Source organism: Sulfitobacter delicatus, from assembly GCF_900102535.1.
In the GTDB taxonomy this organism is placed as follows: domain Bacteria; phylum Pseudomonadota; class Alphaproteobacteria; order Rhodobacterales; family Rhodobacteraceae; genus Sulfitobacter; species Sulfitobacter delicatus.
Window position 1 is genome coordinate 21432 of sequence record NZ_FNBP01000013.1, and the last position, 13772, is coordinate 35203.

Below are 13772 nucleotides of genomic sequence, written 5' to 3' on the forward strand. Positions count from 1 at the left end.
CTCCGCAGACCACGTCCTAATGGGCGTGGTCTATTACTTTGCCGTCTCCCAGAACAGATTGCTGCATGGGGATGTCCCAAGGCATGGGGAAGATCGTTTCCATGCAGCAAAAATCATGGCCCACCCCGATTACCTGCGGCATACCCGGCAGCGCGGCAAGAGTGCGGTCATAGTAGCCCCCGCCATTCCCGAGCCGGAAACCAGCCGCGTCTAGGCCCAGCAGGGGAGCGATCACCACATCCGCGGATACTGCGACGCCTGTTTCCGGGACCGGGATGTTCCAGATGCCACGCTTCATCGGAGAGCCGGGCTGCCATAGATGGAAGGCGACCGGGGCGTTTTTCTCGATCACCACGGGCAGGGCGATCTGGGCACCATTCTCATAGGCCGCCGTCATCCAAGGACGCAAATCTAACTCGCCTCGGATCGGCCAATAGGCTGCGATGGTCAGCCCTTCGCGCGCAACAACGAGGTCCGTCAGAGCGTTAGCAACACAATCCGACTGGGCGGCCAATGCGCTTGCGGATAACGCGCGTCGCGCCTGCAGTAACCGCTCCCGTTCCGCGCGGCGAAAGCGCGAGACATCGCGCCGGGTATCCGGGTCGACGGGCTGGCCGTTTACCAGCAAATGCGCAAAACAAGGGTCGCTGTCGCTCTTCATGATGCCAGCTTTGCAAGTCTCGCAATACGGCGCAAGCATGACATTCCGGGGACGAAGGCGGATTTCCCCCATGTGATAACATGGGCTTAGACCAGTTCGCCGCAGCTCGCAGAAGTTTTGCTTGATCGGCTCTGATCCTGCGACTAGCGTGACCTGCGACAATTGCGAAACTCAGGTTCGCATTGCGAAACAAGTCTCTGGGAGGAGCCTACATGACAATTCTTAAAACCCTAAGCTGCGCGGCTGCCGTAGCGCTTGCTGGCGGCGCTGTAAGCGCTGAAACAGTGTTGATTCACGGCGAAGCCGGCCCAAACCGCGGTGCCCGCGCCGTGGCGCTTCAGTGGTTCGCCGACCAAGTTGCCGAACGCTCGGATGGCGATATGCGATTCGACATTCAATGGGGCGGCGCGCTCTTCAAAGCGAATGCGGCTGTGCAATCCATCGCCGATGGCGTGGCCGACAGCGGCTCGGTGATCGCAGTTTACTACCCGCAGGAAATGGCTGGCTACGGCATCGCCGACCTTCCGGTGAACAACCCCGACGCTTGGGTTGGCATGCGCGCCACGGATGAGCTGATGCGCACCAGCGACGCCATCCAAGAAGATCTGGCCGAGAAGAACCTCGTCTATATCGGCACATGGACCACGTCCCAGGTGAACATCGGCTGCAAGGGCGGCGCGATTAAATCCGTGGATGACATCTCTGGCAAGAAAGTCCGCGGTGTGGGCGCTTACGGTAAGGTCTTCGGCGAGCAGGGCGCGAACATGGTCAACATGTTGATCTATGACGCCTACCAAGGTCTCGACACCGGTCTGATCGACTGTTCGCAGGGCTACAGCTATGCTGTTGCGGCGCTGAAGCAGGCCGAAGTGATGGACAGCTACACGATCCTCGATTGGGGTCAGGTCGGCGGCTTGGGCATCTTTATGAACAAAGACATGCACGACAGCCTGACCGATGAACAGCAGGCCACGCTGGCTGAAGTTGGTGAAGATATGGCGGATGAATTTGGTCGCCTGATCACCAGTGCCAACGAAAAGGCCATTGAGTCGATGAAAGAGCAGGGTGTCGAAGTCATCACCCTGCCAGAAGAAGACCGTACGCAACTGGTCGAAGCCGGTCAGAAGTTCCTCGACGAATGGGTGCAAACTGCGAGTGCCGCTGGCCTGCCGGGTGAAGAGCTCTTGGAAGAGTACAAGGGTCTGATCACCAAATACACCGAAGAGCGCGATGCAAACGGCTACCCTTGGGAAGCCAAAAGCAACTAATCGCTGAAACTGGGGAGGGGCAGCATATGTTGGTAAATCTGGAGAAAATCCTGTTGGGGTTGGGCGCTTTGGCGGTGATTGCCTTGGGGGTGTTGATCACCTCCAACGTGATCGCCCGCGCGCTTTTCGCCAGTCAGGTGCCGGACAGTGTGACCATGGTGCGCGAGCTCATGGTTGCCGCCATCCTGCTGCCCCTCGCCGCTGCCACTGCCGCGCGGGCGCATGTGAGCGTGGCCTTTGTGTCGGACCGTTTCCCGCCACGCGCGCGCTCGGTGCTGATCGTCGCGGGCTCGGCCATTGGGATGCTGGCGCTGGCCCCATTGATCTATTCGGGCGGGCGTGAATTTCTGGCTGTCGTTGAAAAGGGCAGCTTCTTTTATGGTGACCTAAACCTGCCGAAATGGCCGGGGCGCTTGCTGTTTCTGGTGGGCATGATCGCCACCTTCCTGCGGTTGGCCGAACTGACATGGCGCGATGGCCAGACGATCCTCGCGGGCGGTGTGGTGTCGGATGAGCAGCAGCATGCTGCGGACCTGATGGTTGAAAAGGACGTGCTGTAATGGATGCTTCGACCATCGGAATGATCGCCTTTGCCGCGGTTCTGATCCTGCTCGCCCTGCGTGTGCCGATTGCTTTTACGCTAGCCGCTGTGGCAACTGTCGCCACCTTCTTTATCTTCGCCTTCCGCACCGGCACCTTCATGCCCGAACGCGCGATCCGGGCGACCACTTCGATGGTGTTTTCCAACTCCTTCGATCTCATTCATTCCTACGATCTGTCGATGATCCCGCTCTTCGTGGCGCTTGGCCACATTGCCTACCGCGCTGACATCACGACGAAAATCTATCACGCCGCCAAGGTCTGGCTGACCCGTCTGCCGGGCGGTGTTGCCATGGCTTCTGTCATGGGCTGCGGCGGGTTTTCCGCAATCACCGGTTCGTCCATCGCCTGCGCTTCGACCATGGGCAAGATCTGCACGCCCGAGATGCTGCGCATGGGCTATGACCCGCGTCTGGCCACGGCCTCGGTCGCGGCGGGCGGCACGTTAGGCTCTCTGATCCCGCCGTCGGTCTTGTTCATCATCTATGGCATTTTTACCGAGACTTCGATCTCATCGCTCTTCCTCGCGGGCGTCCTGCCGGGCTTGCTGACACTCGCGGGATTCGTGCTGGTGATCGCCGTCTGGGTCTGGCGCGATCCGGCGGTCGCGCCCTCGACAGACCAACGCTACAGCGCGGGCGAGCGCTGGCGCGCGGCGCTCGACAGTTGGCCCGCGATCCTGCTGTTTGTGCTGATCATCGGCGGCATCTACGGCGGCATCTTCACCGCAACCGAAGCCGCCGCGGTCTGCGTCGTCTCCGCCACGCTGATCGGTTTCGTGCAGCGCAAGCTCAACTGGGCGGGCCTGTGGGAAGCGGTCAAGGAAACCTGCGTGCAGACCTCGGCCATCTTCCTCATCGCCGCCAGCGCCAAGATTTTTGTGGCCTTCGTGGCCCTGACCGGGGTGGCGGGCACCATCGTCGGATTCGTGTCGGACGCGCAGATGTCCCTTGTCGTGCTGATGCTCTGCATCGCGCTGATCTATCTGCTCTTGGGCATGTTCCTTGACCCCATCGGCATCATGGTCCTGACCCTGCCGCTGATGATCCCGCTGGTCGAAAGCTATGATCTCAACCTCATCTGGTTCGGCGTGGTGGTCATCAAACTGCTGGAGATTGGCCTGATCACACCGCCCGTCGGCTTGAATGTCTTTGTCATTGCAAATGTGGTGGGCCGTGAAGCGCCGATCGACAAGATTTTCGCGGGGATCACGCGCTTTCTCAGCGTCGACTTTATCGTGCTGATCCTGATCATGTCCTTCCCGGCAATCTCGCTTCTGATCCCGATGGCCGCGCGATGAATGAACAGGCGAACAGCATGACGGACCGCAAGTTCGCCAATACGCTGGCGCGCGGCTTGGGCATCCTGCGGGCCTTTCGCGCCAGTGACAGCGGGCTGTCCCACGCGCAGATCGCCGAGCGGACGGGGCTGCCTAAGCCGACTGTCTCGCGGTTGACCTATACGCTGTGCGAGTTGGGCTACCTTGCGCATGGCGGGCGGAACGACAAGTTTCGGCTTGGGCCTGCGGCCATTGCTCTGGGGTCGGTGGCCTCGGTCGCCGTCAGCTTTGTCGATATGGCCTCTGACGCGATGCAGCAACTGGCCGATGAGACCCGCACGCTGGCGCTGATCGCCGTGCGCGATGGCGAGCGGATGATGCTGGTGCGCACATGGCGCCCCCGCACCGCTTCTACGATTTGGCTGGAGCCGGGCCACCGTATTCCGGTCTATGGCTCGTCGTCGGGGCTGGCGACGCTGGCGAGCCTTGACGAAGAGCGGTTTGACGCGCTCGCCCCAGACGACCAACTGCGCGACTACCGCCGCGAAGGCTATGAGCAATTGCTGGCACAGGGCTTTGTCCTCGCCCCGCCGGACACCCGCTATGCCCGGACCATCAACGCCGTCAGCGTGCCCTATTACGCGGGCGAGTTTGGCGAGCCTGTCGCCTTTACCTGCGGCGCTTTGCCCGCCGACTTGCCCGACGACCGCATTCTGTCACAAGTGGGACCAGCGCTGCGTGACGTGGTCAGCGGCATCGAACAACGCACCGGACGGGCACCCGCCCTGTCACGGCGCGGATAAGAACAAGGAGTTACGAATATGACCGACAAGATTGCCTATTCCCGCCATGACGACATCGTTGTGCTGCGCATCGAAAACCCGCCCGTCAACGCGCTGAGCCAAGCCGTGCGCCAAGGTCTGGCCGAAGGCATGGACCGCGCTGAGGCTGAAGACGGCGTGCGCGCCGTGATGATCGTGGGCGAAGGCCGGGCCTTTATCGCGGGGGCCGACATCACCGAATTCGGCAAGCCGCCGATGGAGCCGCATCTGCCCAATCTGTGCAACCGGATTGAGGCGTCACCGCTGCTGGTCGTCGCCTCCATGCATGGCGTCAGCCTCGGCGGCGGTCTCGAAGTCGCCCTGTCGGCGCACTACCGCATCGCCCAGCCCTCGGCACGTGTCGGTTTGCCTGAGGTGCACCTCGGCCTGATCCCCGGCGCGGGCGGGACACAACGCCTGCCGCGTCTCATCGGCGTTGAACCCGCGCTCGACGCGATCACCACAGGCCGCCACATCAAGGCACCACAGGCGCTTGAGATGGGCATCGTTGACCGCGTGGAAGAGGGCGATCCGCAGGAGGTTGGTCTGGCCTACGTGCGTGAGTTGCTCGACAGCGGTGCCGAGCGCCGGCCGATCTGCGACATGCCCGCACCTGCACCCATCGACTGGGATGCCGCCTATGAGGCGACGCTGAAAAAGGGTCGCGGCCAGATTTCCCCCGCAGAGGCCGTGCGCGCCGTGCAGGCGGGGGTCGAAAAACCTTTCGAAGAGGGCATGAAAGCCGAACGCCGCATATTCTCGGAACTGATGAACACCGACCAGCGCCAAGGCATGATCCACGCGTTTTTCTCGGAACGCGCCGTCAGCAACCTGCCGGAACTTAAAGGCGTAGAGCCGCGCGACCTTAAAGCCATCGGTGTCATCGGCGGCGGCACCATGGGCGCGGGCATCGCCACGGCGGCGCTCTTGTCGGGCTTCTCGGTCGTGTTGATCGAGATGAAGGACGAGGCCGCCAAGGCCGCGCATGAGCGTATCTCGGGCAACCTGCAAGGCGCGCTGAAACGCGGCAAGATCGATCAGGCCAAGTTTGACAAGCTCACCGGCACGGCGCTGGCCGTCTCCACTAAATATGACAGCCTTTCCGACGTCGATCTGGTCGTCGAAGCCGTGTTCGAGGACATGGACGTCAAAAAGCAGGTCTTCGGCAAGCTCGACGCGGTCTGCAAACCAGGCTGCGTGTTGGCCTCCAACACCTCCTATCTCGACGTGGACGAGATCGCCGCCAGCACCTCGCGCCCCGGCGATGTGATCGGTTTGCACTTCTTCTCCCCCGCGCATGTGATGAAGCTCTTGGAAGTTGTCGTGGCCGACAAGACCGCACCCGAGGTCGTCGCCACCGGCTTTGCCCTCGGCAAGGCTCTGGGCAAGATCAGCGTCCGCGCTGGCGTCTGCGACGGCTTCATCGGCAACCGCATCCTCGCCACCTACCGCACGGCGGCGGACCACATGGTGCTCGACGGCGCCAGCCCCTACAAGATCGACGCAGCACTTGAGAAATTCGGCTTTGCCATGGGCCCCTTTGCCGTGGCCGACCTTGCCGGGCTCGACATCGGCTGGGCCACGCGCAAGCGCAAGGCCGCGACACGCCACCCCGAAGAGCGGGTGCCGACCTATATCGACCGGCTCTGCGAGCAGGGCCATTTTGGCCAGAAGACCGGCCAAGGCTATTACATCTATGAAAAGGGCAAACGCGGCGGCACGCCGAACCCGGAGATCACCCGCCTGATCGAAGAAGAGCAGAAGGAGCGCGGCATCACCCCGCGCGAGTTCACCGAGGCCGAGATCGTGCGCCGCTACATGTGCGCCATGGTCAATGAGGCCGCCAAGGTGCTCGAAGAGGGCATCGCCAAACGCCCGCTCGACATCGATATGACGCTGCTCTTTGGCTACGGTTTCCCGCGCTACTGGGGTGGCCCGATGAAATGGGCCGACATCCAAGGCCTGCCCAATGTCCTCGCCGCCATCGTAGGCTTTGCCGAGCAGGACCCGTGGTTCTGGAAACCAGCGCCGCTGCTGGCCGAACTGGTCAAGACCAACCGCAATTTTGATGATCTGAACAAGGAAGCTGCCAAATGAAACAGGCTGTCATTGTCTCCGCCGTCCGCACCGGGCTGGCCAAATCCTTCCGCGGGTCGTTCAACATGACCCATGGTGCCACCATGGGCGGCCACGTCGTCGCCGAAGCCGTGAAACGGTCGGGCATTGACCCCTCGGCCATCGAAGATGTGATGATCGGCTGCGGCTACCCCGAGGGCGCCACGGGCTCCAACATCGCGCGCCAGATCGCGCTACGCGCGGGCCTGCCGATCACCGCCTCGGGCGTCACCGTGAACCGCTTCTGCTCCTCGGGTCTGCAGACCGTCGCCATGGCCGCCAATGCCATCTGCATGGAGGGCGCAGGCCCGATGGTCGCGGGCGGGGTCGAGAGCATCTCGATGGTCCAGCCCGACGCCAAATCGGTGAAAGAGGCTTGGCTGATGGAGCATAAGCCCGAAGTGTACATGGCGATGATCGACACCGCCGACATCGTGGCGAAACGCTATAACATCTCTCGCGAGGATCAGGACGCCTACGGTCTGCGCAGCCAGCAGTTGATTGCGGCCGCACAGGAAGCCGGGATCTTCGACGATGAGATCGCGCCAATGCAAACCACGATGGGCGTGCAGGACAAGGAAACCAAAGAGATTTCCACCCGCGAAGTCACCGTGGACCGTGATGAATGCAACCGCCCCACCACCACGCTCGAAGGGCTCGCGGGCCTCACACCCGTGCGCGGCGAGGGGGCTTTCATCACCGCAGGCAACGCCAGCCAGCTGTCCGATGGGGCCGCCGCTCTGGTGCTGATGGACAGCACACAGGCCGAACAGCAAGGCCTCGACGCCATGGGCGCCTTCAAAGGCTTTGCCGTGGCGGGCTGCGAGCCCGACGAGATGGGCATCGGCCCGGTCTTTGCCGTGCCGCGTCTGCTGGAACGTCACGGTCTGACCGTGGATGACATCGACCTGTGGGAACTCAACGAGGCTTTCGCCAGCCAAGCCCTTTATTGCCGCGACAAGCTGGGCATCGACACCGACAAATGCAACGTCAACGGCGGCTCCATCGCCATCGGCCACCCCTTCGGCATGACCGGCGCGCGGATGACCGGCCACCTGCTGCGCGAAGGGCGGCGTCGTGGGGCCAAACTGGGCGTTGTGACAATGTGTATCGGCGGCGGCATGGGGGCGGCTGGCCTCTTTGAAATCTACTGAAAAGGGGACCGACATGGACCTGAGCTATTCTGACGAAGAACGCGCCTTTCGCGAAGACGTGCGGGCCTTTCTGGCCGAGAAACTGCCCAAAGACCTGTCTGACAAGGTCAAACGCGGCGAAGAACTGGGTAAGGAAGGTCACGAGCGTTGGCATGCGATCCTGAACGACCAAGGCTGGCTGGCGACCAACTGGCCCAAGGAATTTGGCGGGGCCGCGTGGAACGCCGTGCAACGCCACATCTTTGAGGAAGAAGCCGCCGCTCATCACGCGCCGCGCATCGTGCCCTTTGGCCTGTCGATGTTGGCCCCGGTGCTGCAAAAATTTGGCTCGAAAGAGCAGCAGGACTACTGGCTGCCGCGCATCCTGTCGGGCGAGGACTGGTGGTGTCAGGGCTATTCCGAGCCGGGTGCCGGGTCGGATCTGGCCTCGCTGAAGACCACCGCCGTGAAGGATGGCGACCACTATATCGTCAATGGTCAGAAGACTTGGACCACCCTTGGCCAGCACGCCAACATGATCTTCTGCCTGGTGCGGACCGACAAGGACGTGAAGCAGCAAGAGGGCATTTCCTTCCTGCTGATCGATATGGACACCCCCGGCATCACCGTGCGCCCGATCATCCTGCTGGATGGCAGTGCCGAGGTGAATGAGGTCTTTTTCGACAACGTCAAAGTGCCTGCCGAGAACCTTGTCGGTGAAGAAAACAAGGGTTGGACCTACGCCAAATACCTGCTGACCCATGAGCGCACCAACATCGCGGGCGTGGGCTTTAGCCAAGCGGGCCTCTCGGCGGTCAAACGCATCGCCAAATCCGAAATGGCCGGGGGCCGCCCGCTGATCGAAAACCCGCATTTCGCCGCCCGCGTGGCACAGGCCGAGATTGATCTGATGGCGATGGCGACAACCAACCTGCGTATCATCTCCAAGGCCGCCGCAGGGCAGGCACCGGGCGTGGAAAGCTCCATGCTCAAGGTCAAAGGCACGATCATCCGGCAAGAGATCAACGACCTCGCCCGTCGGGCGGCCGGCGTCTATGCGATGCCCTTTGCCTCGGAAGCGGTGGCGGGCAGCAATGACGCGCTGCCAGACCCGAATGACGCAGGCCCCGTGGCCGCGCAGTATTTCAACAACCGCAAACTGTCGATCTTTGGCGGCTCGAACGAGATCCAGCGACAGATCATCGCCAAGACCATGCTGGGAGGCGCAAAATGAACTTTGACCTGACCGAAGAACGCCAGATGCTGCAAGACAGCCTGCGCCGTTTCCTGCGCGACAAATACGACACCGCCACCCGCAATGGCATTTTGGAAAGCGATGCGGGTTTCTCTGCCGAGATCTGGAACGGCTTGGCCGAACTGGGCGTCATCGGCGCGCTTTTCACCGAAGAGCAAGGCGGCTTTGGCGGCGCGGGCTTTGACGTGACCACCGTCTTCGAAGAACTGGGGCGCGCTGGCGTGGTCGAGCCGCTGCTCGATTCCGCCGTGCTGGCTGGCGGTCTAATCGCCGACCTCGGCAACGAGACGCAGCAAGAGCATGTCGAAGCGCTGATTGGCGGCGAATTGCAACTGGCCTTTGCGCATGGCGAGCCGGGCAGCCGCTATGATCTGAACCGCGTGACCAGTACCGCCGCGCAGAACGGCAGCGACATCGTGTTGAATGGCCGCAAGGCTGTCGTCGCCAATGCCGAAGCCGCCGACATGCTCGTCGTCTCGGCCCGCGAAAGCGGTGAGGCTGGCGATGAGGCGGGCATCTCGCTGTTCCTCGTGCCTGCCGACGCCAAGGGGCTGACCGTCACAGGCTATGCCCTGCTGGCCGGGGGCCGTGCTGCCGAGGTGACGCTGGACGATGTAACCCTGCCCGAAAGCGCCCGTCTGGGTGCCGCAGGCAAGGCTTTCGACGCCATCGAAGCGCGCACTGCCGTGGCCACCACCGCGCTTTGCGCAGAAACGCTGGGTGCCATGGAAACCGCCTGCACGCTGACCCGCGAATACCTCGGCACGCGCAAGCAGTTTGGCCGCCCGATCGGCAGCTTCCAAGCCTTGGCGCACCGCATGTCGGACCTGCTCATCGACCTTGAACAGGCCCGCTCTGCCGTGATCAACGCCGCAGGCCATCTGGCCGACGACCGCGCCAGCCGCGAGCGTCATGTCTCGGCGGCTAAGAACCTCATGGGCCGTGTCGGGCGTCTGGTGTCGGAAGATTCCATCCAGATGCACGGCGGCATCGCGATGACCCAAGAATATGAGCTCGCCCATATCGCCAAACGCATCACCATCGCCGACCACCGCTTTGGCGACACTGATCATCACTTGGAGCGTTTCATTGCACTATCCGCCGCATGATGCGCCGACCAGCGGGGTTCAGCAGCTTATCGGGTTTTTGCCCGATCTGTCGAACCACGATGGCAGCACCCGCGTCACACTTGATCTCGGCCCGCAGCACCTGAACGTCTCGGGCGTTCTGCACGGCGGGCTGCATACGCTGATGCTGGATGTCGCGGCGGGCTTTGCCTGCGCGCGGCACTGCGCGATGAGCGGGCCGTTTGTGCCGATGCTGACCCTTTCGCTGACCACCGATTACATCTCGGCGGTGCGCGAGGGGCAGGTTATCGCCACGGGCCGCGTCACCGGCGGGGGGTACAAAATTCTCTATGCCGAAGCGCAATTGCAAGACGCAGAGGGTAAGCTGCTGTCGCGCGCCACGGGTGTATTCAAAAGGGCAAAGACATGAGCGCAAGGATCGAAGACCGCGGCGACCGGCTGATCATCTGGAACGGCAACCGCGAAAAACGCGGAGCGCTGTCGCCCGCGCTTTACGAGGCCATTTCCGAGGCCATGAAACAAGCCGAAGACCCACGCATCCGCGCGGTCATCCTGACCTCCGAGGGGCGGTTCTTTTGTGCCGGGGGCGATCTCAACGTCTTGATCGAACGCCGCAAGATGACCGAGCCGGAACGCCGCGAACGGGTCGACGGGCTGCATGATCTGATCCGCGCAATGCGGGCCTGCTCGGTGCCGCTCATCGCCGCGGTTGAGGGCGGTGCTGCGGGGGCGGGGCTTTCCTTGGCGCTGGCCTGCGACATGATCGTGGCCTGCGAAGACGCGCAGTTCACCGCCGCCTATGTGAAAACCGGGCTGGTGCCGGACGCAGGTCTCACCGCCTCCATGGCACGGCTCTTGCCACGCCCCTTGGCGATGGAAATGTGCCTGCTGGGCCGTCCGGTCATGGCCATGCGCTTTGCCGAACTGGGCGCGGTCAACCGGATATGCGCCAATGGCAAAGCCTTGGACGAAGCGCTGATGCTGGCCGACACGCTGGCTGCTGGCCCGCGCGCGTCGCAGGGTGTGATCCGGCAGTTGGTGGCGCAGTCTTATGAGACCGATGAGGCCGACCAGCTGGATGCCGAACGCGACGCCATGGCCCATGCGGCTGGGGGTGATGAGGCCGCCGAAGGCATCGCGGCCTTCTTGGAAAAACGCAAACCCCGGTTCTAGACCGGGCAGCGCCGCCCGGGGAGAGGCGGCGCCTTTAGGCAGGAGGAGACACCAATGAACGCCAGGGTACAGGATTTTCTAGCTGAGCAAGTGGCGACCCGCCCCGAGGCCCCGGCGCTAAGCGATGCCAGCGGGACCGCGTGGAGCTATGCCGATCTGGACCGCGCGCGGGCCGATCTGGCCGAGGCGTTGCGCGGGGCGGGGGTGCAGGCAGGCGACCGCGTGCTGCTGATGGTCGAGAACTGCGCCGCAGCGGTGGCAGCACTTTATGCCTGTTGGACGCTGGACGCCGTGGCGATCCCAGTAAATGCCCGCCAGACCGAAGCCGAAGTCACCCGCATCATCGACCACGCCACCCCGGCGGCGGTGCTGCTGACCTGCGACGTCTCCCCCGAAGCGGCAGCCCATGCGGCGCGGATGTCGGCCCGCGAGGTCTCCGGCGCTTTCGGCAGTCTGCACCTTGCGACGCCGCTGCCCAGCACCCCAGATGCCGATCTGCATGACGTGGCCGTGCTGCTCTATACCACTGGCACGACGGGCGACCCCAAGGGCGTGATGCTGACCCATTCCAACCTGCGCTTTGGCGCGCGCGCCTCGGCTGATCTGCGCCAGATGGTGCCCGGCGATGTGGTCTACGGCGTTCTGCCGATGACCCATGTCTTTGGCCTCGTCTCTGTGCTGATGGCCTCGGCCAGCGCCGGGACGCATGTGCGGCAAGAGGCACGCTTTTCCGCCGCGAAACTCCATGCCGCGACCCATGACAATGTAACGATCCTGCCCGCCGTGCCGCAGATGCACGCGCTGGTGATGCAATATTCCCGCGAGCGCGGCATGCCCAAGCTCGAAAGCCCGTGTTTGCGCTATGTCTCCTCCGGCGGCGCACCGCTCGACCCGGCGTGGAAGCGCAAGGCAGAGGCCTTCTACGAGTTGCCGCTGCAAAACGGTTTTGGCATGACCGAGACCTGCTCGGGCGCCTCGGCCACCAACAACCCCATCGGCTCGCCCGATACCTCCGTGGGGCCTGTCACACCGGGGACCGAATGCAAGATTGACGACCAAGCCCCAGGCGGCAACGGCGCGGGCGAAGGCGAAGTGCTGGTGCGTGGCCCGCATGTGATGAAGGGCTACTACCGCAACCCGACCGAGACCGACAAAGCCATCGACGCGGAGGGCTGGCTGCATACCGGCGACTTGGGCAAGCTCGACGAAAAGGGGCGGCTGCATATTCTCGGCCGCAGCAAGGAATTGATCATCCACGGCGGCTTTAACGTCTATCCGCCCGAGGTCGAAGCCGCGCTGAACGATCACCCGCGGGTGGTGCAATCTGCGGTTGTCGGGCGGGTCAAAGGCGGTGACGAAGAAGTGCTGGCCTTCGTGCAAGTTGCCTCAGGCGACGATGTCACAGCAGAGGAGCTGCGCGGTTTCGTGAAGGAACGCCTGACCGGCTATAAACGCCCGTCGCAAATCATCGTTGCGACGGACCTACCCGCAGCACCCACGGGCAAAATCTTGAAACATCGCCTACTGACAGCCTTTGCGGATCAGCTAGAGGACTAAGCCCAGCGAGACCGTCCTCTCTTTTTGGCCCTAAATACTTCCGCCGGAGGCACCGCGCCCCCCCCCCTCAGGGGGCGCCAGAAAGACTCCTGCGCACGCATAGCCTAAATGCGCTCCGCCAAATTAGACGTAAGTACCTTCCGCCGCCGCGCGAATGGCGCGGATGTTCTCGCCATAGGGCGCAGGATCGCTGACAGATCCGCCCTTGAAGGCCGCCGAGCCTGCCACCAGCACATCAGCCCCGGCCAGTGCGACCAGTGGTGCGGTCTTGGGGTCAACGCCGCCATCGATCTCGATATGGATGGGCCGGTCGCCGATCATCGCGCGCAGCTCGCGGATCTTGGCACTCATGTCGATGAACTTTTGTCCGCCAAAACCGGGGTTCACGGTCATCACGCAAATCAGGTCCACCATGTCGAGCAACTCGGCCACAGCACTCGCCGGGGTGCCGGGGTTTAGCGCCACACCAGCCTTCACGCCCGCGTCACGGATCGCCTGCAGGGTGCGGTGGATATGCGGGGTGGCCTCGACATGGGCGGTGATGAAATCGGCCCTGGCCTTGGCGAAGGCATCAATGTAGGGATCGACGGGCGAGATCATCAGATGCACGTCCATCACGCCCTTGATATGGGGCCGGATCGCCGCGCACATCGCGGGGCCGAAGGTGATGTTGGGCACGAAATGCCCGTCCATCACATCCACATGCACCCAATCTGCGCCTTGGGCCTCGATTGCTTCGCATTCGGCCCCGAAATTGGCGAAATCGGCGGCGAGGATGGAGGGGGCGATCTTGATCGAACGGTCGAATGTCATGGGGCAGGC

General features: G+C 63.0%; 13 protein-coding genes. 11 read left to right on the forward strand and 2 right to left on the reverse strand.

Annotated features, from left to right (window positions below; translation table 11 throughout):
* Positions 1-16: 16 nt before the first annotated feature.
* Positions 17-661, reverse strand: coding sequence for a 5-formyltetrahydrofolate cyclo-ligase (locus tag BLS57_RS17290; protein ID WP_167356459.1), 645 nt, complete (start codon positions 659-661; stop codon positions 17-19).
* A gap of 212 nt (positions 662-873) precedes the next feature.
* Between BLS57_RS17290 and BLS57_RS17295 the strand changes: the two genes are divergently transcribed.
* Genes BLS57_RS17295 through BLS57_RS17345 form a run of 11 tightly spaced genes read left to right on the forward strand, consistent with a single transcriptional unit; the run spans position 874 to position 12950 of the window.
* The gene (locus BLS57_RS17295) at positions 874-1929 is read left to right on the forward strand and encodes a C4-dicarboxylate TRAP transporter substrate-binding protein (protein WP_093743907.1); all 1056 of its coding nucleotides are present in this window, start codon (positions 874-876) and stop codon (positions 1927-1929) included.
* A 26-nt stretch (positions 1930-1955) separates the two neighbouring features.
* Positions 1956-2489, forward strand: a complete 534-nt coding sequence (locus BLS57_RS17300; protein ID WP_093743908.1) for a TRAP transporter small permease — start codon at positions 1956-1958, stop codon at positions 2487-2489.
* Complete coding sequence (locus BLS57_RS17305; protein ID WP_093743909.1) at positions 2489-3829, forward strand: TRAP transporter large permease; 1341 nt, start codon at positions 2489-2491, stop codon at positions 3827-3829. The genes BLS57_RS17300 and BLS57_RS17305 overlap by 1 nt, the downstream gene beginning before the upstream one ends.
* Positions 3830-3846: 17 nt before the next feature.
* Positions 3847-4611, forward strand: coding sequence for an IclR family transcriptional regulator (locus tag BLS57_RS17310; protein WP_093743964.1), 765 nt, complete (start codon positions 3847-3849; stop codon positions 4609-4611).
* Positions 4612-4629: 18 nt separating this feature from the next.
* Positions 4630-6726 carry a 3-hydroxyacyl-CoA dehydrogenase NAD-binding domain-containing protein gene (locus BLS57_RS17315; protein ID WP_093743910.1) on the forward strand — a complete coding sequence of 699 codons (2097 nt, stop codon included), beginning with the start codon at positions 4630-4632 and terminating at the stop codon, positions 6724-6726.
* The gene (locus BLS57_RS17320; protein WP_093743911.1) at positions 6723-7898 is read left to right on the forward strand and encodes an acetyl-CoA C-acyltransferase; all 1176 of its coding nucleotides are present in this window, start codon (positions 6723-6725) and stop codon (positions 7896-7898) included. Before BLS57_RS17315 ends, BLS57_RS17320 begins: the two co-directional genes overlap by 4 nt.
* Positions 7899-7911: 13 nt before the next feature.
* Positions 7912-9111 carry an acyl-CoA dehydrogenase family protein gene (locus tag BLS57_RS17325; RefSeq protein ID WP_093743912.1) on the forward strand — a complete coding sequence of 400 codons (1200 nt, stop codon included), beginning with the start codon at positions 7912-7914 and terminating at the stop codon, positions 9109-9111.
* On the forward strand, positions 9108-10241 hold the full coding sequence (locus tag BLS57_RS17330; protein ID WP_093743913.1) for an acyl-CoA dehydrogenase family protein: 1134 nt from the start codon (positions 9108-9110) through the stop codon (positions 10239-10241). The genes BLS57_RS17325 and BLS57_RS17330 overlap by 4 nt, the downstream gene beginning before the upstream one ends.
* Positions 10222-10629 (forward strand): PaaI family thioesterase, encoded by a 408-nt coding sequence (locus BLS57_RS17335; RefSeq protein ID WP_167356460.1) that lies wholly within the window; start codon positions 10222-10224, stop codon positions 10627-10629. Before BLS57_RS17330 ends, BLS57_RS17335 begins: the two co-directional genes overlap by 20 nt.
* Entirely contained in the window at positions 10626-11393 is a 768-nt protein-coding gene (locus BLS57_RS17340) for an oxepin-CoA hydrolase, alternative type (RefSeq protein WP_093743915.1), read from the forward strand. Before BLS57_RS17335 ends, BLS57_RS17340 begins: the two co-directional genes overlap by 4 nt.
* Before the next feature lie 54 nt (positions 11394-11447).
* On the forward strand, positions 11448-12950 hold the full coding sequence (locus BLS57_RS17345) for a class I adenylate-forming enzyme family protein (RefSeq protein WP_093743916.1): 1503 nt from the start codon (positions 11448-11450) through the stop codon (positions 12948-12950).
* 123 nt (positions 12951-13073) lie between these two features.
* Here the strand turns inward: BLS57_RS17345 and rpe are convergent, their stop codons facing one another.
* A complete protein-coding gene (rpe, locus tag BLS57_RS17350; protein ID WP_093743917.1) occupies positions 13074-13763 on the reverse strand; it encodes a ribulose-phosphate 3-epimerase in 690 nt (229 codons plus the stop codon).
* Between the last annotated feature and the right edge of the window lie 9 nt (positions 13764-13772).